We start from the raw sequence: 26,623 nt of genomic DNA on the forward strand, positions 1-26,623 counted from the left end.
ATACCATTTGTGAGCGTGAAGATCCGCGCGATGCGTTTGTATCAAATCACTTTGCTAACTTGAATGAGTTACCAGAAGGAGCGGTAGTAGGTACATCAAGCTTGCGCCGCCAATGCCAAATTAGAGCACTGAGACCTGACTTAGAAATCCGTGATCTACGCGGAAACGTAAATACACGCCTAGCTAAATTAGATGCTGGGCAATACGATGCGATTATTTTAGCAGCGGCAGGGCTTATTCGTTTAGAAATGGGCGAGCGTATTGCTGACTACATTGAACCAGAAGTATCGCTGCCTGCAAATGGGCAAGGTGCTGTAGGTATTGAGTGTCGGATTGAAGATGAAGTAACTAAAGCGTTATTAGCACCGCTTGAGCACACACATACACGTATTCGTGTTAATGCAGAGCGTGCAATGAACCGCCGTTTAGAAGGTGGTTGTCAGGTGCCAATAGGTGCCTATGCGTTAGTTGATGGCGAAGAGGTCCATTTACGAGGGCTTGTAGGCGCAATCGATGGCAGCGAAATTTTACGTGACGAAGTTGCGGGTCATATTAACGATGCCGAAAAACTCGGAATAGAGCTGGCTGAAAAATTACTTGCTCAAGGCGCAGATAAAATTTTAGCTGACGTATACAGAGATGCATAAATGACACATATTCTGATAACTCGGCCCGAAGGAAAAGGCGCAGCCCTTGCAGAGCAACTTGAGCAAGCGGGTTATCAGGCGTCATTGTTTCCTGTTTTAAATATTAACTATTTAACGCCCTCTAGTACTCAACTAAGCCCACTTATTAATGCAGATAAAATTATTTTTATCTCTCAGGACGCTGTTAAAGCACTGGCACAATTAAAGCCCGATATAAACATTAAAGCGCAGTTTTATGCTGTAGGGCAGCAAACTGCCGATACAATATATGAATTATTTGGTGTGCGTGCAGCCACGCCTAAGCAGTTCGATTCAGAAGGGATATTGGCTCTTAAGTCGTTGGCTCAGGTTGATGGTAGCAATATTGTATTGGTTAAAGGGCAAGGTGGTCGCCCAGACATCGCCAAGGTACTTAAAGAGCGTGGCGCGTTTTTAAATAATTGTGTTGTTTATGAACGTGAGCCAGTGCCAGATTTAACCAGTAACTGGACTGACCACTGGAAAAGCAGCAATGTACACGGTATAGTCATAACAAGTAATGCAGCAGTTGATGCCATGTTTACCCCCCTTGCTGCACAACAATTACAATGGTTACAACAGTGCCACTTTTATGTTGCCAGCGAGCGCATAGCCGCATATTTACAGCAACAACATGTTAGTTTGGCAAATATCCATATTGCAGCAGGGGCTAGCGATAACGCTATGTTTACCTGTATTAATCAGCAAGGTAGCAGCATGAGTGAACAACCTAAGTCAATAACAACAGAAAACACAACATCAACAGCTTCGAGTTCAACAGCAGTTAAAAATGAGCAAGCAAACGTAAAAAACAAACCAGCAAATGACAAACAAAAAGTAAGTAAAGTGGCTTCACTTGCATTGTTAATATCGTTAGTTGTGGCCTCTGGAGTTGGCTACGAGTTTTATCAAAAGCTAAATGCAGGTAAAGCGCAAAACACAATTGTTAATGAACTTAGCGAGCAAAACAAGCTGCTCCAGCAAGAGCTTGCTGCACTTAAATCTTCTCAAATGAGCTTACAACAAGCGTTATTTAATAGCGAAGAAAAAGTATCTGAGGCATTAACGCAAAGCACTCTTGAAAATCAGCAAGCATTAAAAGCTGCGCTGCAAAAAGCGCAGCAGCAAGGTTCATCTTTAAACCCACAAGAGGTCACCAGCTTACAACGAATGGCTGAGTTTAAACTGTGGGCCGAAAAAGATTACCAAGGCGCAAGCGCTGTACTAAAACGTTTAGACGGACTGTTAAGTGAGCACCCTGGCACAATTGAAGTTCGCCAAGCCATTATGCAAGACATACAAACGCTGGATAGTTTAAAACCGGTTGCTACCGAGGCCATTTATTTACAGTTAAATAGTGTTATTAACCGAATTGACGAATTGGTGTTTAACGCGGTCAACTTACCAGAGGAAACATTGGTAATTGATGAACATGCACTTAGCGAAGATATTAACGACTGGCAGCAAAATATCAGTAATAGTTGGAATAAAATTGTTGATAGTTTTATTACTATTAGGCGCCATGAAGGGATTGCTATTGAACCTTTACTAACCGATCAAGAGCGTAATTTAATTAATCAACGAATTAAATTAAATATAGCACAGGCGCAGGACGCACTATTAAGTAAGCAAGCGAGTATATACTTTAGTGCGTTAAGCGAAGCTAAGCGCTTAACTAGCGAGTACTTTAAGCAAGACGATGACGCCACAAAATCAGTACTAAATACGCTATCTAAATTAGAAAAAGAGCAGCTCAATTTTAGCCAAGAGGTCACTCTGCAAAGTACACAAACGGTTAAGGAGTGGGTGCAATGATAGGCCTAATAATCTTAATTGTAGCTATTGTTGTTGTACTTGCGGTAACCCCTTTTGTACTGGACGAAAAAGGCTACGTGCTTATCTCGTTTAATAACACAACAATTGAAGGCACCATTGTTTCGTTTTGTATTATGGCTGCAATGACTGCAGCAACTTTATACTTTACGTATAAACTAATACGCTATTTATTATCAATTTATAGAAATACCAAACATGGTTTTTTTGCCCGCAGTGAAGAGCGTAAATTCGCCGCAATTGAACAAGCCCTTTTCAGTGCTATAAACGACGATTACGAACAAGTAGAGCGCGCGCTTTCTGGCAACAGTGTGCCAGATAAATTTGATGATATTCGTTTAGCACTATTGGCTAAAGCGGCACTTGCTAACAACGAGGCAGATAAAGCACTAGAACGATTATTTGAAATAAGCCCTGAGCAGCAATTGAAAGTAGCAAAACTATGGTTGGCAAGTGGCGATAGCAGTGCAATTGAATCGCAGTTGCGCGTTAATGCAGAAGCTAAAAAAGCCACTGCACTTGAGCTTAAACTGTACACTGAGGTACTGGTACAACAGCAGCACTTTAGCGTGCTAGAAGAGTTTTTACCCAAGCTACTGCGTAAAAAAGTGTTTTCTAGTGATCAGTGGACGCGTGTATTTACTGCCTATTTTTCGGCTCAATCAGCTGATGAACTAACAAATAAATACAAACAATTACCACGAAAACTTCAAACTTATGCGCATACTGCGTATTTAACTCAAATGGCTGCAACAGGTCAGCTTGCTGTTATTGAGGGCGATTTAACTAAAATGGTTAAGCAAGCCAGCCAACATGATGAGCTTGCTACTATTTTAAATAATGCAAACCATGGCGAAGCGCACAAATTACAAGCCAGTATTCAAGATCGCCTTAAAAAAGACGACACTAATACAGCACTGCTGTTGTCGCTTGCGTGCCTTGCTAATGCACAAAGTGATTATGATTTAGCGGCACGTGTGTTCGATAAAGCACTTAATGGTGATAATAAACACCATTTTGCAGACCAAGCAGCTTTGAGTTACAAAAACACGGCACAGGCTGAAAAGGCGCTCGTTTTATATAACAAATAAGTTTACTAGCTGATTAGTTATATATTTTAGGCACAGGTTATAGGCGTTGTATAAATGCTTTACCTGTGCTTTTTTATAGGTATTTTTTAAATTTAGCGAAACAATAAAAAGTAAGGCGAGACTATTTTATACATATTATTGTTAAGTGCGTGAATATTTGCACAAAAAGCAGACATATGACCGCTTAATAATATTACAAAGCGTATAGACTTGAAAAATAACTCTATCTGCGTATTATGCGCAAAAATTTAATTAAACTGGGTGCTACTATGATCAATAGAAAACTACCTTTGCTAGATATTCACCGTCATTTAGATGGTAATGTTCGCGCGCAAACCATACTAGAACTTGGTCGTCAGTTTAATATTGATTTACCCGCAGATAACGTTGAACAATTAATTCCTCATGTTCAAGTGATAGATCCAGAGCCAAACCTTGTCGCTTTCTTACAAAAGCTAGACTGGGGTGTTACGGTACTTGGCGATTACGATGCATGCCGCCGTATAGCTATTGAAAATATTGAAGATGCACAAGCACAAGGTCTTGATTACGTTGAGCTTCGTTTCAGCCCTTACTACATGGCTCAAAGCCAAGGCTTACATCCACAAGGTGTTGTCGAAGCTGTGGTTGATGGTATTAAATCAGCAACAAAAAATGCCAATATTAAAGCTAATTTAATTGGTATCTTATCGCGTACTTATGGTGTTAAAACCTGCCAACATGAGCTTGATGCATTACTTGCGTTTAAAAATGATTTAGTGGCTGTTGATTTAGCGGGCGATGAAATTGGCTTTCCAGGAGAGTTATTTATTGAGCACTTTAAGCAAGTGCGTGATGCGTATTTAGCGTCAACCATTCATGCCGGTGAAGCACTTGGCGCGCCCAGTATTTGGCAAGCGATTAACGAGCTAGGTGCAAGTAGAATTGGCCATGGTGTAAAAGCAATTGAAGACCCAACGTTAATGGATTACCTGCGTGATAACCGTATTGGTATTGAGTCATGTTTAACCAGTAATATTCAAACCAGTACAGTTACTGACCTAGCTACGCATCCGCTTAAACAGTTTTTAGATCATGGCATTCTTGCTTGCCTTAATACAGATGACCCGGCTGTTGAAGGTATAGAAATAGAGCATGAATATACTATTGCAGCACCAAAGGCTGGCTTATCTCAGGCTGATATAGAAAAAGCCCAAGCGAATGCGTTGGAAATTGCATTTTTAAGCGACGGCGATAAAAAAGCATTATTAGCACAAGTGAGTGCACGTTAAGCAATACAAATAAATATGCCGCTTTGAAGCCGCATATTTATAGACTTAACTTGAGCGCTAGTTAATAAGAGGTTTACTGTCTAACGCTCAGGTTTAAATTAGTGTTCTTGACAGCTTAGGTAGTTATCGTAGAGCGCTTTGAGTACATCGGCACGATTTATCATTCCTACCACTTTTACGCCTTCTACCACTGGGTAGTTTTTAGGCTTACCCGGCTGCATTTGTTCAGCCAGTTCAATAATGTTTAAATCGCTACTTACTGTGACTACATTGGTTTGCATAAGCTGCGACACTTTTACAACCCCTTCGCAAAAATAACTGCTCTGCATTAAAGGCTTTAATAACTCTTGCTCTGAAATAAATCCGACAAGGCACTTTTCGTTGTCGAATACAGGCGCACCAAGTAATTTAAATTTTTGTAACTCGGCTATGGCTGTCGTCATTTCGGTGTCTGGTGTTATGTTTGGCAACTTACGTTGCATAAAATCTTTTACTTTTGTATTTAGCATTTGGGTCTCTCCCGCTGATGTTCTGTACAAAGTATGGTTTATAGATTGGATTTTAGGAAATTGTTTATATTGATGAATATGATAGGTTTAAACTATTAAAAATTTAAAGTCATAAAAAAAGCACCCGTAGGTGCTTATTATTAAACTATGCGATGAGTTTACTTAATAAATGCAAATGCATCGGCGTACATGTTTTCACGAATAGCGCCATGAGCTATAAAGTCGTCACGTACAATCCCTATCATGTCAAAACGACCCGCCATGTAAATGTCGTAAGGTTCAAGTGATACAATATCTTGCATTACTGCTTTGTGCACAAAACCAGTGTGACCTTGCCAATTAGCTGATGGGTTTTCGACAACAGGAATAAATTCAAAATGTTCATGGCTCTCTGCCCATAATTTCATTTCTTCATGTGCGTACAAAGCAGACTCTTCTTTAACACCCCAATAAAATAATACAGGGCGGTCACAGTTTATTTCAGCTAAGTGATCAGCCATTGATTTTACATACGAAAAACCAGTGCCACCGGCAAGTAAAATAATAGGTCGGTTACATTGCAAACGAAGTTGGGAAACACCTAACCCGGCCTCTATATCAACCATTGTGTTGTTTGCATGTGCATTGCGTAAGTGTTCAAGCGATTGCATTGCGTATGAGTCTGCACCCGAAGCACCAATGTGTAGTTCTATTTCGTCACATTGAGATGGGCGGCTAGCAATAGAAAAAGCGCGTTTGTCTTTTTCACTTAACACGAGTTGCATGTATTGGCCCGCTTCAAAGGTCACAGGCTCTTGTGGCTTTAAAGTTACTTTGTTAACAAATTCTGTAAGTGGGCTGATAGCTACAACTTCAGCTTTTAATGTTTGCATTTTTTACCTTTTAGCAGCGCTTTTGACAGCAGATACGCAATTGAATGAATCGATTCTAGCATACCTATAGGATTATTTTATAGCCTGTTTATAGCTTACTCGAACGATGGTGAATAAATTATTGACCATCGCTGGGTTTGTTTAGTTGTTAGAGAATTTTAAGGCTATCCCAAATATCATCAACGCGTTCTTTGGTGGCTTTATCCATTACTATTGGTTCACCCCATTCACGGTCGGTTTCGCCTACCCATTTATTAGTCGCGTCCATACCCATTTTAGAGCCGAGGCCCGATACCGGAGAGGCAAAATCTAGGTAATCTATTGGAGTGTTTTCAATCAACGTTGTATCACGCGCTGGGTCCATACGAGTTGTTATGGCCCAAATAACATCTTCCCAGTCGCGTGCATTTATATCGTCGTCGCACACAATTACAAACTTGGTATACATAAATTGGCGTAAAAAAGACCATACTCCCATCATTACGCGCTTGGCGTGACCAGGGTATTGTTTTTTCATTGTGACTACTGCCATGCGGTACGAACACCCTTCAGGCGGTAAATAAAAATCGACAATTTCGGGAAACTGTTTTTGTAATATTGGAACAAATACTTCGTTTAGTGCAACACCCAGGATAGCCGGCTCATCTGGCGGACGGCCAGTAAATGTGCTGTGATAAATAGGATCTTTACGGTGTGTAATGTGAGTTACGGTCATAACAGGGAAGTCATCTACTTCGTTGTAGTAACCAGTGTGGTCGCCATAGGGGCCTTCTGGCGCCATTTCGCCTGGCATAATATGGCCTTCTAGTACTATTTCGGCACTGGCAGGTACTTGCAAGTCATTTGAAATCGACTTTACTACTTCAGTTCGGCTTCCACGTAATAACCCAGCAAATGCATATTCGCTAAGCGTATCAGGAACAGGAGTTACCGCACCTAAAATGGTCGCCGGATCAGCACCTAACGCCACCGACACAGGATAAGGTTGGCCAGGGTTTTCTTTACACCACTCTTGAAAGTCGAGCGCGCCGCCACGATGCGACAACCAGCGCATAATTATTTTATTTTTACCTAATAGCTGTTGGCGATAAATACCCAGATTTTGACGTTTTTTGTATGGCCCTTTTGTTACGGTTAAACCCCACGTAATTAAAGGGGCTGCATCGCCCGGCCAGCAGTGTTGAATAGGTAGCTTTGTTAAATCAACGTCATCGCCTTCTAAAACTACTTGCTGGCAAGGTGCTTTTTTAACTTCTTTAGCTGGCATATTCAGCACTTTTTTAAACACAGGAATAGATCCAAGTGCCTCTTTAATACCTTTAGGAGGCTCAGGCTCTTTTAAAAACGCGAGTAACTTACCTACTTCACGCAGTTCGTTAACGTCTGTTTGACCCATCCCCATGGCAACCCGCTTTGGTGTTCCAAATAAATTGGTAAGCACCGGCATGCTGTGCCCTTTTGGGTTTTCGAATAATAAGGCAGGACCTTTTGCACGCAGTGTGCGGTCGGAAATTTCGGTCATTTCAAGATACGGGTCAATTTCTTGGGTGATGCGTTTAAGCTCACCTTTTTTTTCAAGTAAATTGATAAAATCGCGCAGATCTTTATATTTCATTATGGGCCGCTATTAAGCAAAAGAGTTGAACTATTATACCCATTTCATGCAAAGCAAGTCATTACACCTGCACTTAAAACTTAAAGCGCTCTACGGCACTTGTTAAAGAGTGTGCAAGTTGATTTACATCTTCACTTTCGCTTGCTAGGGTGGTTGCGTTATTGGCATTTAAAGTGGCTTGTTCGGTCACCTTAGCCATTATTTTTTGAATATCATCACTGTTTGTTAACTGTTCATGAGAAGCCGTAGCAATTTGCTCACTCATGTGGTTAATTGAAAGTAATGTTCCTTTTATACGCTCAACCGCTTTATTTAGTTCAGCACTGTTTTCAACACACTGTTTAGCTTGTTGTTGGCCATCGTTAATTTCTTTTTGCGTCGTTTTTGTGTGTTGTTGCAGCGTTTGAATCATAGTATGAATTTCACTTGTGGAGCTTTGTGTGCGTGCCGCTAATGAGCGAACCTCGTCAGCAACCACCGCGAAGCCTCGGCCATTTTCTCCGGCTCTTGCCGCTTCTATTGCTGCATTTAATGCAAGTAGATTAGTTTGCTCTGCAATGCTGCTAATAGTGTTTACAATTGCGCCTATTAAATCTGTAAACTCAGCCAGCTCTTCTGTGCTACTTACCGCTTTATCGAGTCGATTTAAGAGTGCTTCAATACTTAAACTGTTGTCGTTAGCTATTTGGTTGACGTCGTTTGCAAACTGAGAGGCGTTTGTGATCTCGTTAGATGCATTATCGGCCTGCTCATAAACCGCTTGCGAATTATTTAACATGCTATGTGCAAGGTCTGTGGCTTGTGCGCTTCGTTCTAATTGTTGCTGAGCAACAATGGTCATTTGTTGACCTTTTTCACTTGTTTGAATGGCCGATTTATCAAGCTCGTGGGCATCATTACTAATTGCTTTTATAAGGTGTGATAAATCGTCACTAAGCTTATTAATGTTGTTAAGTAAAGTGCCAAACTCATCTTTGCTACGCGGTTGGCTGCGTTTGGAAAAATCGCCCGAGGCAATACGTGCTAAATCGCTATTTACTTTTTTAAGCGGTTTTAGCATAGCATTGGTTGTAAATATTGAAATAACAATAAGTAATCCAATAAGTACAATCGCAATTATAACAACAGAGCTAGAGCCCATATTAATTGCCGATTTGGCACTGTTTTGCAGTGTTTGAAAACGCTCGTCAGCTAGCTTGTTAAGCTGTAATAATTGGCTTTCTGTGTCTATAAATTCTTGTTGAAAGCGCTCAAAACTTTGCTGTGCCATTTGGGTGTTTTTAAGCGCTTTATTTTGCTGGGCGTAAATACCGTCGGGTCCATTTAATCGTGATCTTAAGTTATTAAATTGCTCGGTGAATTGAGCCGCGTTTAAACTGTCACCAAAGGGAGTGGCTTGTTGTTCTAAATACACAAAGTTTGGCTGGATGTTATCAAGTAAAAATTGGGTATCTTGTTGATGAGCATTTAAGTCGCTAACACTGGTAGTTTGCGTAATACTTTTAATATTGTTGCTTAAATTAAATAGTAAGTCGTCTATGCGTGTTGCAGTGCCAAATACAGAGCTGAGTAAAGATTGCTGCTTTGCACTGACCTCTATGAGTTCTATATCGAGTAAGCCATTACTGAGATTGCTGAGCTCAACACCAAACTCTGTAATTAATATAGCGGCAGTCGACTGCGCACTAAAACGCTGTTCTTTGGCATTAAACATGTTTGCGCTTGTTTTGCTTAGTTGCTCAAAGTTTTTTGAAGCGTCAACTAGCAAAGTTTGCATGTTTTGCTGACCCGTTAATTGCGGCTTAAGTGCATTGAGCATCTTACTGAATTCTTGTTGTTCGCTAAGTGCTTCTTTTTTATTGGTCAGTAATAAATCAGGTTTTGTTTGACTATAAGCTAGAGCATTGAATTTGGTAATAGAAAGAAGCGATAGCCTTAAGTCTTTACTTACTTGTTGGGCTGGTACTGCAAGGTTTTCTATACGTGAAGTTGTGGTGCTTATTTTATTTAAGGACCAGTAAAAAAATAAGCTACTAATAAGCATTAGTAAGCCAATGGCAGAAAAGGCTAAAATTATTTTATGTTTAATGGCAATAGAACGCATAACTTCATCAACAAAATTAAGACTTTTGTTAGTGTAGCAGGTTTTTTAATATGTTGTTAGTGGGTTGTTATTTTGTGCTGCAAAGGTGTTTATTCCCTGAAATTATAAGCATAGCTTTAGTGCCTTTCCCCCAAAAAAGGACTTTGTTACTAATGTATTTATTACCAGAGGCGCTTTTTTCATGCGTAAGATGATAGATTTTATTTTTAAAAGTGAGTGCTGCTTTTTCGTTTGCTAAGACATTAAGCACGGCTTTATTATCATTGCATACATAGTGTGTGGTTGTTGTTTTGTCATTGCACCCTATTAAACACAGTAAATAAACTACTAAAACGATTGTTGCTTTCATTTCCCCTTCCTTTATTTTTCACCGGCTATTCTATTTCAGAATAACAGAGCAAAATTAACCGTTGGTGAAAGACGAGCTTTACGTTATGTTGATTAAATTATTTATAAGATAGGGTCTGTTGATCTTTTAGGCTTGAAATTTGTCCACACTAGGGGCTATTTAATCGCGGCGCGAGGTTTGTAACCTAGTGGACTAAGTAAAAGCCGAGCAACAAAGAGTAAGTAGCCCCTAGGAAGAACCAAACAGGCTGCTGCAAATTAACATTGAAAGAACAACAGACCTTAGGAAGCACAATGGCAGGCACTAACCTTTTAACATTATTAGATGATATAACGGCTTTACTCGATGACATTGCAACCATGAGTAAAGTTGCGACAAAAAAAACGGCGGGTGTTTTAGGTGACGACTTAGCACTCAATGCACAGCAAGTAACGGGTGTGTCAGCCGACAGAGAGCTACCTGTTGTATGGGCGGTAGCTAAAGGGTCATTTTTAAATAAAGCCATACTTGTCCCAGCAGCTTTAATGATCAGCGTTTGGCTGCCATGGCTAATTACACCACTTTTAATTTTAGGTGGTTTGTTTTTATGTTTTGAAGGGGCTGAAAAAGTATTTGCGCGATTTTTACCTCATCACGATGATATTGCCGATGGCGACGAAACGCCTGATTTAGTTGAATATGAAAAGCAAAAAATAAAAGGCGCGATACGAACGGACTTTATTCTATCGGCTGAAATTATTGTTATTACGCTCGGCACTGTTGCAGGCCAAACATTGCTTAATCAATCTTTAGTGCTTTGTGTAATAGCCATTGTTATGACTATTGGTGTTTACGGACTTGTGGCTGCCATTGTAAAACTTGATGATGCAGGCTTGTATTTGGTGAATCAATCTAAAGTCTCTGGCAGTACGGTTAAAGAGTTTATAGGTAAAGGCTTACTTGCAGCAGCACCGCGACTTATGCAATTTTTAGCGTTTGCGGGTACTGTTGCTATGTTTTTGGTGGGTGGTGGTATTTTATCTCATGGTATTGAGTTACTGCACCACACACAACTTAATATGATTGGCTATGCGCAATCAATACTAGGCAATATAGGTGAGGTATTAGCTCCGCTTATTTTTGATGGGTTGTTAGGTGTTGTTGCGGGGCTGGTTATTGTGCTTTTTCATGTAGCTTATACAAGGTTATTTAAGACAAACAAGTAGAGCAGCGTTTTCTGCCCTACATAACTTATTAGCACGTTATAAATTTACACAACTGCTCAAGCTCGTAAGCTGCTTTACTATTACCTTGAGCAATTGCTTTTTTATACCAGTAAATAGCTTGTTGTGTGTTTTTGCCTGCACCTTGCCCGTCTCGGTACATTTGTGCAAGGTTAAGCTGACCCCATTGAGAGCCTGACTCTGCAGCAAGTTTAAAGCTCTCTAAGGCTTCTTCAAATTGCCCATCTTTAAAGTACATAATGCCTTGCTGGTTATTTTTATCTAGTTTTAAACCTTTGTATAAAGGCTTAGGTTTAGGCGGAAACATCACAAACCCACCATACAAGCTATTAGCGTGTGGGCGTAGTACATCGTAAATCACGTCACTGTCATATAAGCGCTTTACCTCATCACGCGGTAAGGTAATTGTGTTTGTTGAAAAATAATCGCGTTGCACTAATAAGCTGGTGCGCATCGCCGTGGTTATGCCTCGGTTGCGTTTATAGCTATAGTTGCTTACTTGAAAAGTAATAAATTGCTCGTCAAAGCTTAGCACTTGGGCCACTTTTAAATTTGTTAGCGTCCATGGTTCGTGAGTAAATTTATCGGCGTGAACTAAGTACGTATCAAATGCCTGCGGGTTATTTAAGTAGCTGTATTTGAGTGCTTGGTTATCGGTGTATTGTTGAAAAAAATACACCATTACCCACAATAATAAAATTAAGCCAACCCCGTATTTTGGCAGGCTTAGTTTTTCAATTAAGGGGAGTTTTTTTATACTAATGACTTCGTTATGTCCACATTGGTAGCATTCGCGCTTGTAGTTTAGCTTTAACGGTACGATAGGAATAATCGTAAAACGTAAGTAACGGCTATGGTTTACTAAGTGATAGCTATCGCTTTGGCAGTTTGGGCAGCACTGCGTTTGTGAAAAGTGAGGAAAGGACTGACTGGTGTTGAAAAGCAGCATGCAATAATGCCCCGAGTTTTAATTTCTACTAAAGTAAATCAAGGGGCATATTTTTTAAAGCAGCAAACTGTAAGTAAGTATGTCTGCTACTCTTTTGTTGTTACTTTTGGTTTAATTGTTGTTTTTGCGTCTGCTGCCATAAGTGCAAATACCGCATAGGTTGCTGTATTTTGACGAAGCTTTGCTGGCGTTACTTTATCAAGCGTGTCGTCAGCAGTGTGGTGATAATCAAAGTAGTCTGTACCATCTTGGGCTAGCTCAAAAATAGGTGCCGAGACTGCATTTTTAAATGGAATTAGATCAGGTCCGCCGTTAGCTTGGTTTTTACCAATGTACTCAACATTTAAAGGGGCAAGTTCTTTCGCGATAGCGCGCACTAAAGGCAGTGACGCTGCATCTACATTTGATTCAAAACCGTAAACTACATCAGCGCCAAAATCAGACTCTGCGGCAGCAACAATATTGTGTAAATCATTTTTATGTTTCGCAAAGTAAGCTTTAGCACCCCATAAACCAAGCTCTTCAGCGGCAAAAAGGACAACGCGAATACTGCGTTTAGGGCGTTTTACATCGCTAATATGTTTAGCTGCCGCCATAGTTAATGCAACGCCGGCGCCGTCATCAAGTGCGCCTGTGCCTAAATCCCATGAGTCTAAATGTCCGCCAATTAATACGTATTGTTCAGGGGTTTCAGTCCCGTTAAATTGGCCTATAACATTGTAACTAGTGCCTTCGCCAAGGTTTTCGGTTTGTACATTTATCTTTACCGATACATCTTTACCTAAAGCGACTAAACGGGCAATTTGATCGGCATCGGGGTTGGCAATGGTTACATTAGGTATTTTTTTAACACCTTCTTTGTAATAACTACCGCCAGTGTGGGCAAAACGGTGATGACCTGTACTTACTGAGCGCATCATGTAGGCCACAGCCCCTTTTTTAGAAGCTTCAATTGCTCCAGTGGCACGTGCTTTAACAGCGGGCCCATAACCATTGCCGTCTATATCGCGATTCATTCGGTAATTAATGTAAGCAATTTTGCCTTTTAAACTATTAGCCGGTGCTGCTTTTAGCTCATCAAGTGTTTCGAATAACTCAATGGGTGCGCTAATACCTTCTTTGGGTGTGCTTATGCTATTACCTAGCGCGGTTAAGTGAAGGGGTTGCTCGCTAGGCGTTAATATTTTTCCACTTTCGCTGTAGCGGCGCCACTCTGGGAACGTCGCCTCTTCAAGCCATACCTTGTCAAAACCGAGTTCTTTAAATTTAGCTTGCGCCCATGCAACGGCTTTTTTGTCGTTTTCGGTGCCTGGTAAGCGCGGGCCAACTTCTGTTGTTAGTGACTCTAATAGCTCATAGCTTAGGTGGCTATTAAGTGCAGTGGTACGCACTTCATCTACTTGTTGTAATTGCTTTGGTGTAAATTCGTTGCTGCTGGCAGTGGCTGCCATGCTACTGGTAAGCAGTAGCGCGGTGATGAGGTTTTTCATGGTAATTAGCCTTGTTTGTAATTGCGGCTATTAAAACATGTAATAAAGACGTAAAAAATAGAATGAGATGAATGAGCGGCTTTAAAGCGCAAAAAGCCCGCGTATTTTAAGCGCGGGCTGGTAATTAAAGCGCTTAATTAAAAGCTAAACTGTGCAGCCAGTCTTACGTTAGTACCTTCACCTATTGTTACGTTATTTGTTCCGCCACCGGCTAGATAATCTTCATCAAATAAGTTTTCTATGTTTAGGCGTAAGTTAACATCGGTTTTGCTTACTTTAAGTTTGTAAGTTGCACCTACATCTACGCGTGTGTAGGCATCTTTAGTAATCGTGTTGGCACTATCTGCAAAGCGCTCACCTTCGTAAAATGCACCCGCATTAAATGCAATCGCGTCGTTTAATTCGTAACGAGTCCAAAGCGATGCAGACCATTTAGGCGCATCAGTAGGGCGCTTGCCTTCTAAATCTTCGTCACGCTCGTAATTTGCATCTAAATACATAGTCGATGCCATTACGAATAAACGGTCAGTTGCCGCACCTTGCGCTGTTAGTTCAATGCCTTTGTGGCGCTGTTCACCAATTTGGTTTGTTTCAGAGATTAAATCACCCACTGGTATATCAAGTGTTTCTGTAACTAGTGTGCCATTTTTACTTATATCGAAAAGTGCACCGCTTAGCATTAAGCGATCATCAAACAATTGCCACTTAACGCCAATTTCTTTTTGCTCAGAGGTAACGGCGTCAAGCTTCATACCATTATTTATATCGTCTTCGTTTACAAGAGTATCGCTTCCTTGAGGCTCAAAGCCTTCAGAGTAACTCGCGTATATGGTAGCTGATGCATTAGGGTGATAAAGAACACCTACTTTTGGCACAAACGATTCATTATTTGCATCTTCACGTGTTTGCTTATCGTAGCGACCACCAAGCGATAGCTGCCATTGTGGCGAAAACGTGATTAAGTCTTGCACATAAATACCGTAATAGTCGTATTCTGTTTCGCTAATAGTGTCGTCTGTTTTGTAACTGACAGTTGGGCGACTTGGTTCTGCTTGGCCTGCTATAAAATTAAATGAATCAGCTGAGGTGCGACGCTGGCCATAATAATAATCAAGCGAGTTAGCACCAATTAATAATTGATGATGAACACCGGCTGTTTCAAATTCACCAATGAAGTCGATAAATGCTGTTTTAAATTGCCAGTCGTCGAAACGGTCGTAAGGGCGAGACTCATAGCTGTCGCCTTCAACAAAATTACCCGGCTTACGTGGCGCTGACTCAAAACGTTGGCGCTCAAATGTTTGTTCGTTATAACCAAGTTTTACTTGCCAGTTATCGTTTAAAAAGACTTTAAAATCTATGCCCGCATTTTCTACCGTTATGTCGGTAAACGCCCAAGACATATCGCGAATAGTTTTATCGTCGCCAATAACGTTGGCGTTGTCGTCTATCCATGCACCAGTGTCTAAACCTGCTTCGTCGTCTGTGCGGTCGTAATGCACACGCACTAAGGCATTGTCACTAATGTCGTAATCAACAATAAATGCACCTAAAAAGCGGTCACGTTCGCGGTTTTCACCATTTTGGTATTCGCGCCAGTAATCAACATCTTGCTTAACTAAAATACCGCGTGCACGTAAATCTTCTGCATCCGTTAATGCTCCGCTAGCATCAAGCATAAACCGCGTTGAACCGTGTTGATCTACATCTGCACTGGCATTGAACAAAGTTTGTGCTGTTGGCTTTTTAGTGACCATATTAACTAGTCCGCCAGGGCCTGATTGACCATATAAAATGCTCGATGGACCTTTAATAACTTCTACTTGCTGTAAAATTTCAATGGGTTGTTGATAGTGCGACCAGTGCTGATGACCATCGCGTAAGTAACCCGTTGATGAGCTAAGCTCAAAACCACGTAAGTTAAATACTTCACGGTTACGTTGTTTAGAACCAGCCGTTAAGCTTGCATCGTTTGAAAGTACTTCACCTAGTGTTGTCGCAAGTTGTTCGTTAATAATAATATCGCTAATTACAGTCACTGATTGAGCAGTATCGAGTAATGAAGTTGATGTTCTCATTGCACCATTTGCGTTATCTACTTTGTAGTCATTAAAGAAACTTCCTTTGACTTCAATATGTTCAAGGTCGGTAGAGTTTGCATATGTGTTTGTTGTTATTGTTGCTAATAGTGCGATGTAAAGTGAACTCAGTTTCATTTGATGCTTCCAGCTCAATATGTGAATGAAAAGTGAAGCGCAATCTTAATGAAAATAAATATCATTTGCAATGTGTTTTTATTAACAATATTTTATAATGTGTTTGCTAATGGTTGCCAATAAGGAATTCTGCTATTATTAGCGGCATATTTAGTGGGACTTTATCCTGCGTTATTTTTACTGCTATGGAATTTACTGTGACTTCAACTGCTTTTTCATCTTTGGCTTTACCAGCTGGACTTGTTGATAATTTATCGACGCTTGGCTACGCCCACATGACACCTGTACAGGCGCAAAGTTTGCCACCTGTACTTGAAGGTAAAGACATCATTGCTCAGGCAAAAACCGGCTCAGGTAAAACGGCTGCGTTTAGTTTAGGTGTGCTTGCTAAATTAAATGTAAAACGTTTTAGAATTCAATCGCTAGTTTTATGTCCAACACGTGAACTTGCTGAACAAGTGGCTGTTGAAATGCGTAAGCTTGCGCGTGGTATCCATAATATTAAAATATTAACGCTATGTGGTGGTGTATCAATTGGGCCGCAAATTGGGTCACTTGAACACGGTGCACACATCATTGTTGGTACACCAGGGCGCGTAGATGACCATATTCGCAAAGGGACTTTACGGTTAGACGATGTAGAAACATTAGTACTAGACGAAGCCGATCAAATGCTTGATATGGGCTTTCAAGATACCCTTGATGCGATTATTGAATGTATTCCACAAAACCGCCAAACGCTTTTGTTTAGTGCTACTTTTCCACGCGCAATCGAAGCGATAGCAAAGCGTGTACTTAGTAACCCAGAAATGATTAAAGTAGAAGAAGAGCAAGAAAAAAGCACAATAAAACAATACTTCTACAAAATGGATAACAATAAACAACGCTATCCAACACTTAAGTTACTATTACTTAAATTTACACCACAAAGTTGTGTTGTGTTTTGTAACACCAAGGTAGAAACGCAGCAAGTGTGCGACGATTTAGCCGATGAAGGTTTCAGCGCCGTGGCATTGCATGGTGATTTAGAACAACGTGACCGTGAGCGCACTCTGATTCATTTTGCTAATAAAAGCGCGTCTATTTTAGTTGCGACAGACGTTGCCGCACGTGGTTTAGATATTGACGATATGGACATGGTAATCAACTACCATTTAGCGCATGACCCGCAAACGCACGTTCACCGAGTTGGGCGAACAGGTCGCGCGGGTAAAAAAGGAATTGCTTGCTCAATTTATGGTGATGCAGAGCAATTTAAAGTAGCTCAAATTGGTGATCACTATGAGCGCGACTTTGAGCCAGAGCCAATGCCTTCATATAATTTGTTGGACAAACCACCGTACAAACCAGACATGGTCACTCTGATGATAGATTCAGGTAAAAAGCAAAAAGTGCGTGCTGGTGATATTTTAGGTGCGTTAACGGGTAAAGACGGTATTGCTGGGCGTCAAGTAGGTAAAATTAATGTTCTTGATAACGTCGCATTTGTAGCCGTTGAACGTAATGCGTCTAAACCGGCACTTCGCAAATTAACCGAAGGTAATATAAAAGGGCGCAAAATTCGTGCTCGTCGCCTAACGCGTTAATCAATTTATGAGCGAGCAGCCGATTTAAGCTGCTCGTACTCTACTTTTATTTGCTTGAATGCATTCTCGCAGCCAGTAGGTTTGTCTGGGTGGTGCGCCAGTGCAAGCTGTCGCCAACGTTTTTGTAGTTCTTTGAGCGAAAAATCATTTGTTAGCTGCCACTTTGCCAACAGTGCGTCAAAGTGATCTTCTGCTAAAGCTGGCGCACTATTTACCTTCTTAAACTTTTGCCAAAAACTTGTGAGTAGCTCATTAATTTGCTCTTCGCTTGCTTCGTAATTCCCCCAGTCTAAATAATAATCTTTTAAATTTGATTTAACCGTTGCAGGATTTTCTATTTCCGTTTCAATAAGTTCTATATGAAGTGTTGATATTAAGAGACTTTTAGGGTGAAGTTGTTCCTGTAGTTGATACAATGCATTCATAATTAAAAAATTACGCTTAAATAAATCACGTTCAGGGTTTTTATCAAGTGGCTTAATTGCGCCACAATTAATAAGCTCAGCTGCTAGGATATGAACTTGCCACACTTTTTGGGTTAATATTAAGTCAAATATTCGGTCAATCAGTGGGTTAAGCATTGTTTAGGTCCTAGTATTTAGTGTATCTTCAGTACAGATTACATTGTTACACGTAACAATTTGAAGGATTAAAATTATGCATGGCAAGCTCAAGTGCCTCTTATTCATTGTATGCAGTTTGTTCTATTTGCCAAGTTATGCTCAACAATCAGAACCATTATTAGAAGAGTTTAAACAACAACAACAATGGGATGCAAAGCTTGAATTAGGTAACGCCTTACTTAATAACCAACGTATTACAGCTCAAAGTCGTGCTGTAATATATGCAGGCCTTGCCGATACTGCGCTGTCGAGCGGCCACTTTAGCGATGCTTTTAATTACTTTAAATTATTAGAGCAAGAAACTTCTGGATCACTTCTTCCTAGCGAGCACTTTCGTGCAATTAAAATGCAAGGTGTTGCACTTTTTTATCAAGGCTTATTTAAACAAGCAATTACTCAATATACGCGTGCACTTGATATTGCAAAAATTAATAACCAACCATTAGAACAAGCAAATTTATTGAATAATATTGGTTTAGCTTATTTTAATATGCATAAATTAGTAGCAACGCTTGATTACTACCTAAAAGCAAAAGAGATTTACGAAAAAGTGGGTAGTGAACAGGATAAAGGCGATATTTTAATTAACATAGCAGGCGTTTATATACGCTTATCTCGTTATGAAAATGCCATGAGTATTTATCAAGACGTGTTAAAAATCTTTCGCAAGTTAGATGATAATTTGGGTATTGCTATGGTGCATAATAATATGGGGGTGGTTTATTTTGAAAGCAACCAGCTAGATTTAGCGATGCATTACTACCAATTAGCAATCCGTTATTACCTATCCGTCAACAATATGAATAAGTTAGCGACTCAGTACACTAACATTGCAAACGTCAATATTATTCTCAATAAAGTGGAATTAGCCTATGAGCAAGCGCAACTAGCGATAGAGTATTCACTTAAAATTGATAATAAAAACTTAGAGCTCACAGCACTGCAAACTCTCGCAAAAGTCCAGCTTGTAAGGGGAATGTTAGATGAGGCAAAAGCGAACATTGAACGCGTTTTTGAATTACTTGAAGAGCATAGTAATGATCGCATTATGCGAGATGGACTTGGCACCCATGCTTTGATTGAGGCAAGTAGGGGGAACTACGAAAATGCAATGCAGTTGCATGAAAAGTACAATAACGAACTACGCAAATTAAGAAGTGAATCTATTGTTAAAGCCTTAGCAGTATTAGAAAGACAGTTTAAAGCCACACAATTAAATCAAGAAATTAAAGAGCTGAAACAAGACCGTAAATTACAAGAACTAAAAATGCATCAGCGTTCGCAGTTAACGGTGTTTATTTTTGTACTGTTATTTTTAGTCATAGTGACAGGGGTTGCTTTATACCGACGCGGCGCAGAAAAACGGGCAAAACAATATTTAGCTGAGCAAGTGGCGCAACGCACAGCAGAGCTTCAAGCTGTTGCCCAAGAGTTAAGAGCAGCTAATGATATTAAAAGTCAATTTTTGGCTAATGTTAGCCATGAAATAAGAACACCATTAACGGCGATTCTCGGACAAACAGACGACTTAATGAATGGTTTATACGAGCCTGAACAGCTAAAAGATGAGTTAGCTATTATTCAGCGGCACAGTAACCATTTAAAAAGTTTGATCAACGATGTACTTGATTTAAGTAAAATAGAAGCGAATAGGTTAGAGCTTAATGTTTCTTGTTTTGACATGGTTCAACTGGTTAACGATGTGCACGCAATGTTTAACCCTCAGGCAAAAGCAAAAAATCTCAGGCTTGTGCTTGAAAATAAGGTGGGCGATGAGTTTTACACCCGCCTTGATATAATGCGAGTAAAACAAATTCTCATTAATTTGTGTGCCAATGCAATTAAGTTTACCCAATCAGGGCAGGTATTAATTGCATTAAATAAAACAGATCAGGGTATTGTACTGATTGTTAAAGATACCGGTATAGGTATGAACTCATCGCAATTAAAGCTCATTTTTGAATACTTTAGCCAAGCAGATAACAGTATTAGCCGACGTTTTGGTGGTACAGGTTTGGGGCTTAGTTTATCGCAGCAGCTCGCTTCTATGATGGGCGGGTATATTAGCGTGCAAAGTGAATATAAAAAAGGAAGTCAATTTTCGTTCTTTTTACCTTGTGCGCAAGTTTCTAGTGATCAAAGCGATATTGGGCAAATAGAGCAAAATAAAGTGCAACTAAGCGGTACTGTCCTGCTTGCAGAGGATCATGCAGATAACCGTAGGTTTATTAGCCGTTACTTGCGTTCATTAGGGCTTGATGTAATTGCGGTAGAAAACGGTGAGCAAGCTGTAGAGCGTTGCTTACAAGAGTACCCAGATCTTGTATTACTCGACATTCAAATGCCTATAATGGATGGACGAGCGGCCTTTGAGCTATTAAAAAAATGTGGTTTTCAACGGCCAATTTTTGCGCTCACTGCAAACGCAATGAGTCACGAAATTGACGACTACCTTACATTAGGGTTTAACGGTTACCTTGCAAAGCCATTGGACAAAGACTTATTTTATAAAACCTTGTCAGAAAATTTAGACCAAGTTCATTCGGATGAACCTAATGTACCAAGTGAGATAGATATCAGTGATTTAGTAATAAGTTTTAAACAAAGTTTTGGTTTAGAAAGCGAAAATATTACACAGCATTTTCTAAGTGAAGACTTTGACGCTTTGCAAAAAGATAGCCACCGAATATTAGGTGCAGCACAAATGTTCGCCTTAGAGGAAATAGCTTCAGCTGCGAAAAATTTAGACAGCGCCTTATTGCAAAAAGGCGAAAAAGATATGAAATATATTAATCAGCTTGTGTTAGAGCTCCAGGCTGTATTACACAAATACAATGAAACGTAAGTACACATTATAACAAATATAAAAAAAGCGCCCAGGGCGCTTTTTTTGTATTACTTAAATGTGTTATTGGCGTTTCATCGAATCAAAAAACTCATCATTGGTTTTACTCATTGATAGTTTATCGATTAAAAATTCCATGGCGTCAATCTCTGACATTTCATGAACGATTTTACGTAAAATCCATAGCTTTTGCAGCTCATCTGGCTTAGTAAGTAGTTCTTCACGGCGAGTACCAGAGCGGTTAAAGTCGATAGCTGGGAATACACGTCTTTCCGCAATTTTGCGGTTTAGATGTAATTCCATGTTACCAGTACCTTTAAATTCTTCGTAGATAACTTCATCCATTTTAGAGCCAGTATCGATAAGTGCAGTGGCTATAATTGTTAAGCTACCACCTTCTTCAACGTTACGTGCGGCACCGAAGAAACGCTTAGGTTTGTGTAGTGCATTAGCGTCAACACCACCGGTAAGTACTTTACCTGATGAAGGAATAACGGTGTTGTAAGCACGTGCTAAACGCGTGATTGAATCAAGTAAAATAACAACGTCTTTTTTATGCTCAACTAAACGTTTTGCTTTTTCGATAACCATTTCGGCAACTTGTACGTGACGAGATGCAGGCTCATCAAACGTTGATGCAATAACTTCACCTTTAACAAGGCGTTGCATTTCAGTTACTTCCTCAGGACGTTCGTCAATTAGTAAAACCATTAACGTTACATCAGGATGATTATGCGTAATTGATTGTGCAATGTTTTGCAGTAGCATTGTTTTACCCGCTTTTGGCGGTGCTACTAATAAACCACGTTGGCCACGGCCAATTGGTGATGCTAAATCAAGTACACGAGCAGTGATATCTTCTTTACTACCGTTACCACGTTCCATGCGGAAACGTTCGTTTGCATGTAGTGGCGTTAAGTTTTCAAAAAGAATTTTGGTGCGAGAATTTTCAGGTTTATCAAAGTTAACTTCGTTTACTTTAAGTAATGCAAAGTAACGTTCACCATCTTTTGGTGGACGAATAAGGCCTGAAATTGAGTCGCCAGTACGCATACTGAAGCGGCGAATTTGGCTCGGTGATACATAAATGTCATCTGGGCCAGCTAAGTAAGAAGCTTCTGATGATCTTAAAAAGCCAAAACCATCTTGCAAAATCTCAAGCACACCACCGCCGAAGATATTTTCTCCGCCTTTGGCATGGGATTTTAATATGGTAAAAATGATATCTTGCTTTCTTAAGCGGGCTACGTTTTCGAGCCCCATGGACTCAGCTAAGTTTACAAGTTCTTTTATAGACTTGTCTTTTAATTCGCGTAAATGCATATTGGTGGGTTCTTTATTACAATTGTCATACTCAAAGTCGCTTTGATCGTTGAGTGAGGTTGGTTGAATATAACTAAGGATTAGTTGGCTTTATAAACTAGCAGTTCACTGGCATAGCGTCCAGTGTTTATACAAAATAAATTCAAAAAAAGGGCAAAAAGCCCTTTTTTAGTTCTAGTCTATTAGATGTTGTTATCTAAAAACTCGATAAGTTGTGTTTTTGAAAGTGCACCAACTTTAGTTGCAGCAACTTGGCCATCTTTAAAAAGAAGCAAAGTAGGGATGCCGCGAATACCAAATTTAGGCGGAGTGCCAGCATTTTGGTCAATATTAAGTTTAGCAACAGCAACACGACCGTCGTATTCATCAGCAACTTCATTAAGGATAGGGGCGATCATTTTACAAGGTCCGCACCATTCAGCCCAGAAGTCTACTAGTACAGGCTTGTCTGATTGTAATACGTCAGCTTCAAAGCTATCGTCAGTAATTTGGATTATTTTCTCGCTCATTGCGCTCTCCGATTTAGTTAGGCGAAATATTTAGTGCGTATTTAAACACTCTTGTTTCTTATTGCAAGTTTAAACGTTATGCTTAAACGCTATGACTAAGACACATTTAACCGATAAAAAGTTTTCAGACTTTGCTATCGCACCGGAAGTGGTTGCCGGTCTAACCGAGAATGGGTTTGAATATTGCACACCTATTCAAGCAAAATGCCTACCTTTTATTTGTGATGGACGCGATATTGCGGGCCAAGCACAAACAGGTACAGGCAAAACGTTGGCATTTTTAACTGCTACGTGCCATCGGTTATTACAATCTAGCAAAGCACCTAGTAAACATCCAAGAGCCCTGATCATGGCCCCTACTCGGGAGCTTGCGATTCAGATACACAAAGATGCAAAAATTTTAGCGCCACACTGTAATCTTAACTTAGGTTTAGTATATGGTGGCGAAGATTACGAAAAACAACGTGCACAATTAGAAAAAGGCGTAGATATTTTAATTGGCACGACAGGTCGTTTAATCGATTTGTACAAGCAAGGCTGTTACACCCTAAATGAAATTGAGGTTGTCGTGCTTGATGAAGCTGATCGTATGTTCGATTTAGGCTTCATAAAAGATATACGTTATATGTTTGATCGTATGCCAGATACGTCTAAGCGATTAAACTTATTATTTTCTGCGACTTTATCATACCGCGTGCAAGAACTTGCTTTTGAACACATGACCAACCCAGAGCATGTACAAATTGAGCCAGACGTAAAAACCGGTAAACGCATAAAAGAAGAGCTATTTCACCCTTCACAAGAAGATAAAATTAAGCTTTTATTAACGTTAATTGAAGAAGAATGGCCTGATAAAGCCATTGTGTTTGCAAACACTAAACACAGCTGTGAAACCGTATATGCGTGGTTAAAAGCTGATGGTCATCGTGTTGGTATGCTAACGGGTGATGTAAATCAGAAAAAACGTCAAAGCATTTTAGCGCAATTTAGCAAAGGCGAATTAGACTTTTTAGTTGCAACTGATGTTGCAGCGCGTGGGTTGCATATACCAGAAGTAAGTCATGTATTTAACTTTGACTTACCAGACGACTGTGAGGATTATGTTCATCGTATTGGTCGAACAGGTCGTGCAGGTGCATCAGGACATGCAATAAGCTTTGCGTGTGAACAATATGCATACAACCTGCATGAAATTGAAGAATACATAGAGCACAGCATTCCTTTATCGCATTACGATAAAGCCGCTTTGTTAGATGATTTAACTAAGCCTATTATTCAAAGAAAGCGCAACTATTCAAATGGTCCTCGTAATCGTAGTAACAATAACGGACGTCGACCAAATAATAGTTACCAAAAAGGACGGTCGTAATAGACCGTTTGTATAAGTAGTAGTAACTAGAGGTTTTTGAACGGTGGGGCAACTTATACCGCAAAAAAATGTATACGCAGTTATTGATTTGGGATCAAATAGCTTTCATATGCTAATTGCCAAATCAGTGGCTGGCGGTTTACAAACTATTGGTCGCGTAAAACGCAAGGTCAGGTTAGCCGCAGGGCTTGATAAAGATAACATATTAAGCACCGAGGCTATGCAACGAGGCTGGGAATGCCTCGCGCTTTTTGCTGAGCGTTTACAAGATATTCCAAATCAAAATATTACAATAGTAGCTACGGCTACATTACGCTTAGCAACCAATGCTGAAATATTTAAAGCGCAGGCTGAAAAAATTCTTGGCCATAAAATCAATGTTATCAGTGGTGAATTAGAAGCGCGTACCATATACAAAGGTGTAGCGCATACTTCTGCATGTACTGGCAAACAGCTTGTTATTGACATTGGTGGTGCAAGCACTGAAGTAGTGATTGGTAAAGAGTTTGATGCACTTTTATACAAGAGCCTCAACATGGGGTGTGTTACTTACCTTGAGCGTTACTTTAAAGATTGCTTATTAACACATAGCAATTTCAATACCGCTATAAAGGCTGCTCGAACTGTTATTGATAATATAGCTCCTGAATACAAAGCCGCAGGATGGCAAATAGCATCAGGCGCATCAGGTACAGTACAAGCAATTCAAGAAATTATGGTGGCACAAAACCTTGATGATCTTCTTACTTTAGAAAAGCTTAATTCAATAAAAGAGCAATCAATTGCATTTAAATCCATTGCAGCGTTAGACCTTCCAGGTTTAAGCGAAGATCGTCGATTGGTATTTGTATCGGGCCTTGCTATCTTGATTGCTTTGTTTGAATCGTTAGAAATTGAAAAAATGGGACTTGCAGGCGGCGCACTTCGTGAAGGTGTTTTATATAGCATGGTGCCAGAGTTTCATAATAGCGATATAAGAAAGCGAACAGTTGATGGGTTTATGAGTCGATACCATGTTGACCAAAAACAAGCATCACGAGTTTCTAGTTTGGCAATTGAGCTCGCACAAAGCATCAATGAAGATTGGCCAATTAATCACTTAAATGGCTTACCCCTATTAAAAGCCGTTGCACAGTTACATGAAATCGGCTTACTAATAGAGTATAAGCAGTATCATAAGCATACAGCGTATATCCTAGAAAATACCGACATGCCTGGTTTTTCGCAATCAGAGCACAGGTTAATTGTGGCAGTAGCCGATGCACATCGTTCTGATATACCAAAAGATAGCTTCAACGCGTTAGGTGCAAACAACCTTCTTGCGCAGTACATTGTAAGATTACTTCGAGTATCTGTTATTTTGTCGATGAGACGACAGGACGATGTTCTGCCACATTTTGAATTAACCGCTAAGAATGAAGTTTTAACATTAACATTCGAAAATAACTGGTTAAAAGAACATCCATTAATGGCAAGTGAACTACAACAAGAGTCTAAACAGCAAAGTAAACTTGGTTGGAAGCTTCTCGTTCATTGAGTAAAAAGGCCCTTGTGGGCCTTTTTAGTGTTTAAAGTAACCGTTTCGATGAAAATATGCGCGAACAGCATGTTTTTTCAAGTTTTCTTCAAAAAAGGGTTGATCTGTTTTCGGATCTCCCTATAATGCGACCCCACTGAGACGGCAGAGCAGGCAACTCTTAGCGAGGCAAGCAAGTCACTTAGTGAGTCGAGTAAAACTTAAGTTTAGATTTTAAAAAATTTAAAATTAAGTGTTGACAAAAATACAGGAAAGCGTAAGATTCGCTTCCCTTGAGTCGCTAAGGCAACTCAAACGTTCTTTAACAATATAAAGCAATCATCTGTGTGGGCACTCGTACAGATTGAGTTCTAACAGCCAAGCTACTTAGGTAGTGAGGCAAATAAATTAGAGTCTCAATTGAAACTGAGTGACCAACAGAATAATTACTTAGGTAGTTATTCAGCACAGTCAATTCAATATCGAAAGATATTAAATAAATTCAGAATTCATTGAGCTGTCGAAAGACACAAAACTTTTTAATTGAAGAGTTTGATCATGGCTCAGATTGAACGCTGGCGGCAGGCCTAACACATGCAAGTCGAGCGGTAACAGAAAGTAGCTTGCTACTTTGCTGACGAGCGGCGGACGGGTGAGTAATGCTT

At 40.0% G+C, this 26,623-nt stretch carries 20 protein-coding genes and 1 rRNA gene; 10 read left to right on the forward strand and 11 right to left on the reverse strand.

Annotated elements, in window-relative coordinates:
• The 4 genes from hemC to add all read left to right on the forward strand — a co-directional run.
• Nucleotides 1-647, forward strand: a 647-nt coding sequence (gene hemC / locus BCG07_RS12885; protein ID WP_286890462.1) for a hydroxymethylbilane synthase, incomplete at its 5' end; no start/stop codon positions are given.
• The gene (locus tag BCG07_RS12890) at nucleotides 648-2,480 is read left to right on the forward strand and encodes a uroporphyrinogen-III synthase (protein ID WP_243532037.1); all 1,833 of its coding nucleotides are present in this window, start codon (nucleotides 648-650) and stop codon (nucleotides 2,478-2,480) included. It abuts the gene before it with no gap.
• Nucleotides 2,477-3,589 carry a heme biosynthesis HemY N-terminal domain-containing protein gene (locus BCG07_RS12895; RefSeq protein ID WP_243532035.1) on the forward strand — a complete coding sequence of 371 codons (1,113 nt, stop codon included), beginning with the start codon at nucleotides 2,477-2,479 and terminating at the stop codon, nucleotides 3,587-3,589. Before BCG07_RS12890 ends, BCG07_RS12895 begins: the two co-directional genes overlap by 4 nt.
• A 269-nt stretch (nucleotides 3,590-3,858) precedes the next feature.
• Nucleotides 3,859-4,860 carry an adenosine deaminase gene (gene add / locus BCG07_RS12900; protein ID WP_010557938.1) on the forward strand — a complete coding sequence of 334 codons (1,002 nt, stop codon included), beginning with the start codon at nucleotides 3,859-3,861 and terminating at the stop codon, nucleotides 4,858-4,860.
• A gap of 98 nt (nucleotides 4,861-4,958) precedes the next feature.
• Here add and BCG07_RS12905 read toward each other — a convergent pair whose 3' ends face one another.
• The 5 genes from BCG07_RS12905 to BCG07_RS12925 all read right to left on the reverse strand — a co-directional run bounded on the left by BCG07_RS12905 (nucleotide 4,959) and on the right by BCG07_RS12925 (nucleotide 10,309).
• Nucleotides 4,959-5,369 carry a CBS domain-containing protein gene (locus tag BCG07_RS12905; protein ID WP_006792457.1) on the reverse strand — a complete coding sequence of 137 codons (411 nt, stop codon included), beginning with the start codon at nucleotides 5,367-5,369 and terminating at the stop codon, nucleotides 4,959-4,961.
• A 158-nt stretch (nucleotides 5,370-5,527) separates the two neighbouring features.
• The gene (gene fre / locus BCG07_RS12910; protein WP_243532033.1) at nucleotides 5,528-6,241 is read right to left on the reverse strand and encodes an NAD(P)H-flavin reductase; all 714 of its coding nucleotides are present in this window, start codon (nucleotides 6,239-6,241) and stop codon (nucleotides 5,528-5,530) included.
• 148 nt (nucleotides 6,242-6,389) lie between these two features.
• Complete coding sequence (gene ubiD / locus BCG07_RS12915) at nucleotides 6,390-7,856, reverse strand: 4-hydroxy-3-polyprenylbenzoate decarboxylase (protein ID WP_243532031.1); 1,467 nt, start codon at nucleotides 7,854-7,856, stop codon at nucleotides 6,390-6,392.
• 73 nt (nucleotides 7,857-7,929) lie between these two features.
• A complete protein-coding gene (locus BCG07_RS12920; RefSeq protein WP_203985416.1) occupies nucleotides 7,930-9,960 on the reverse strand; it encodes a methyl-accepting chemotaxis protein in 2,031 nt (676 codons plus the stop codon).
• A gap of 67 nt (nucleotides 9,961-10,027) precedes the next feature.
• Nucleotides 10,028-10,309, reverse strand: a complete 282-nt coding sequence (locus BCG07_RS12925; protein ID WP_203985414.1) for an MliC family protein — start codon at nucleotides 10,307-10,309, stop codon at nucleotides 10,028-10,030.
• A gap of 293 nt (nucleotides 10,310-10,602) precedes the next feature.
• On the opposite strand from BCG07_RS12925, the gene BCG07_RS12930 reads away from it, so the two are divergent.
• Nucleotides 10,603-11,514, forward strand: coding sequence for a DUF808 domain-containing protein (locus tag BCG07_RS12930; RefSeq protein ID WP_203985413.1), 912 nt, complete (start codon nucleotides 10,603-10,605; stop codon nucleotides 11,512-11,514).
• Between the two features lie 28 nt (nucleotides 11,515-11,542).
• Here BCG07_RS12930 and BCG07_RS12935 read toward each other — a convergent pair whose 3' ends face one another.
• The 3 genes from BCG07_RS12935 to BCG07_RS12945 all read right to left on the reverse strand — a co-directional run bounded on the left by BCG07_RS12935 (nucleotide 11,543) and on the right by BCG07_RS12945 (nucleotide 16,187).
• Complete coding sequence (locus BCG07_RS12935; RefSeq protein WP_276753360.1) at nucleotides 11,543-12,481, reverse strand: tetratricopeptide repeat protein; 939 nt, start codon at nucleotides 12,479-12,481, stop codon at nucleotides 11,543-11,545.
• Between the two features lie 86 nt (nucleotides 12,482-12,567).
• Entirely contained in the window at nucleotides 12,568-13,971 is a 1,404-nt protein-coding gene (locus tag BCG07_RS12940) for a M20/M25/M40 family metallo-hydrolase (protein WP_286890470.1), read from the reverse strand.
• Between the two features lie 137 nt (nucleotides 13,972-14,108).
• Nucleotides 14,109-16,187, reverse strand: a complete 2,079-nt coding sequence (locus BCG07_RS12945) for a TonB-dependent siderophore receptor (protein WP_286890471.1) — start codon at nucleotides 16,185-16,187, stop codon at nucleotides 14,109-14,111.
• A 197-nt stretch (nucleotides 16,188-16,384) separates the two neighbouring features.
• Between BCG07_RS12945 and dbpA the strand changes: the two genes are divergently transcribed.
• Nucleotides 16,385-17,773: an ATP-dependent RNA helicase DbpA gene (gene dbpA, locus BCG07_RS12950; protein ID WP_039038219.1), complete on the forward strand. Its 1,389-nt coding sequence runs from the start codon at nucleotides 16,385-16,387 to the stop codon at nucleotides 17,771-17,773.
• A 5-nt stretch (nucleotides 17,774-17,778) separates the two neighbouring features.
• Here dbpA and BCG07_RS12955 read toward each other — a convergent pair whose 3' ends face one another.
• Nucleotides 17,779-18,354, reverse strand: coding sequence for a DNA-J related domain-containing protein (locus BCG07_RS12955; RefSeq protein WP_286890473.1), 576 nt, complete (start codon nucleotides 18,352-18,354; stop codon nucleotides 17,779-17,781).
• A 76-nt stretch (nucleotides 18,355-18,430) separates the two neighbouring features.
• Between BCG07_RS12955 and BCG07_RS12960 the strand changes: the two genes are divergently transcribed.
• A complete protein-coding gene (locus BCG07_RS12960; protein ID WP_286890475.1) occupies nucleotides 18,431-21,241 on the forward strand; it encodes a tetratricopeptide repeat-containing hybrid sensor histidine kinase/response regulator in 2,811 nt (936 codons plus the stop codon).
• 63 nt (nucleotides 21,242-21,304) lie between these two features.
• Here BCG07_RS12960 and rho read toward each other — a convergent pair whose 3' ends face one another.
• The gene (gene rho / locus BCG07_RS12965; protein ID WP_006792445.1) at nucleotides 21,305-22,564 is read right to left on the reverse strand and encodes a transcription termination factor Rho; all 1,260 of its coding nucleotides are present in this window, start codon (nucleotides 22,562-22,564) and stop codon (nucleotides 21,305-21,307) included.
• Nucleotides 22,565-22,746: 182 nt separating this feature from the next.
• Entirely contained in the window at nucleotides 22,747-23,073 is a 327-nt protein-coding gene (gene trxA / locus BCG07_RS12970) for a thioredoxin TrxA (protein WP_006792444.1), read from the reverse strand.
• Nucleotides 23,074-23,164: 91 nt separating this feature from the next.
• Here trxA and rhlB point away from each other — a divergent pair, with 91 nt between their 5' ends.
• The 3 genes from rhlB to BCG07_RS12985 form a co-directional block, all read left to right on the forward strand.
• Nucleotides 23,165-24,442 (forward strand): ATP-dependent RNA helicase RhlB, encoded by a 1,278-nt coding sequence (rhlB, locus tag BCG07_RS12975; protein ID WP_006792443.1) that lies wholly within the window; start codon nucleotides 23,165-23,167, stop codon nucleotides 24,440-24,442.
• Between the two features lie 43 nt (nucleotides 24,443-24,485).
• Nucleotides 24,486-25,979: a guanosine-5'-triphosphate,3'-diphosphate diphosphatase gene (gppA, locus tag BCG07_RS12980; RefSeq protein WP_138740638.1), complete on the forward strand. Its 1,494-nt coding sequence runs from the start codon at nucleotides 24,486-24,488 to the stop codon at nucleotides 25,977-25,979.
• Nucleotides 25,980-26,498: 519 nt separating this feature from the next.
• Nucleotides 26,499-26,623: ribosomal RNA gene (locus BCG07_RS12985) — 16S ribosomal RNA — on the forward strand; the annotation flags it as partial.

The sequence above is a fragment of the Pseudoalteromonas sp. ESRF-bin5 genome, from assembly GCF_002632075.1.
GTDB lineage: Bacteria > Pseudomonadota > Gammaproteobacteria > Enterobacterales > Alteromonadaceae > Pseudoalteromonas > Pseudoalteromonas marina.

Bases quoted from the DNA above. Each gene is read 5' to 3' on its own strand.
- fre (WP_243532033.1), bottom strand. From the start codon at position 6,241: ATGCAAACATTAAAAGCTGAAGTTGTAGCTATCAGCCCACTTACAGAA.
- ubiD (WP_243532031.1), bottom strand. From the start codon at position 7,856: ATGAAATATAAAGATCTGCGCGATTTTATCAATTTACTTGAAAAAAAA.
- BCG07_RS12955 (WP_286890473.1), bottom strand. From the start codon at position 18,354: ATGCTTAACCCACTGATTGACCGAATATTTGACTTAATATTAACCCAA.
- BCG07_RS12930 (WP_203985413.1), top strand. From the start codon at position 10,603: ATGGCAGGCACTAACCTTTTAACATTATTAGATGATATAACGGCTTTA.
- add (WP_010557938.1), top strand. From the start codon at position 3,859: ATGATCAATAGAAAACTACCTTTGCTAGATATTCACCGTCATTTAGAT.
- BCG07_RS12935 (WP_276753360.1), bottom strand. From the start codon at position 12,481: ATGCTGCTTTTCAACACCAGTCAGTCCTTTCCTCACTTTTCACAAACG.
- BCG07_RS12940 (WP_286890470.1), bottom strand. From the start codon at position 13,971: ATGAAAAACCTCATCACCGCGCTACTGCTTACCAGTAGCATGGCAGCC.
- BCG07_RS12905 (WP_006792457.1), bottom strand. From the start codon at position 5,369: ATGCTAAATACAAAAGTAAAAGATTTTATGCAACGTAAGTTGCCAAAC.
- BCG07_RS12945 (WP_286890471.1), bottom strand. From the start codon at position 16,187: ATGAAACTGAGTTCACTTTACATCGCACTATTAGCAACAATAACAACA.
- BCG07_RS12925 (WP_203985414.1), bottom strand. From the start codon at position 10,309: ATGAAAGCAACAATCGTTTTAGTAGTTTATTTACTGTGTTTAATAGGG.
- rhlB (WP_006792443.1), top strand. From the start codon at position 23,165: ATGACTAAGACACATTTAACCGATAAAAAGTTTTCAGACTTTGCTATC.
- trxA (WP_006792444.1), bottom strand. From the start codon at position 23,073: ATGAGCGAGAAAATAATCCAAATTACTGACGATAGCTTTGAAGCTGAC.
- BCG07_RS12920 (WP_203985416.1), bottom strand. From the start codon at position 9,960: ATGCGTTCTATTGCCATTAAACATAAAATAATTTTAGCCTTTTCTGCC.
- BCG07_RS12895 (WP_243532035.1), top strand. From the start codon at position 2,477: ATGATAGGCCTAATAATCTTAATTGTAGCTATTGTTGTTGTACTTGCG.
- BCG07_RS12960 (WP_286890475.1), top strand. From the start codon at position 18,431: ATGCATGGCAAGCTCAAGTGCCTCTTATTCATTGTATGCAGTTTGTTC.
- rho (WP_006792445.1), bottom strand. From the start codon at position 22,564: ATGCATTTACGCGAATTAAAAGACAAGTCTATAAAAGAACTTGTAAAC.
- BCG07_RS12890 (WP_243532037.1), top strand. From the start codon at position 648: ATGACACATATTCTGATAACTCGGCCCGAAGGAAAAGGCGCAGCCCTT.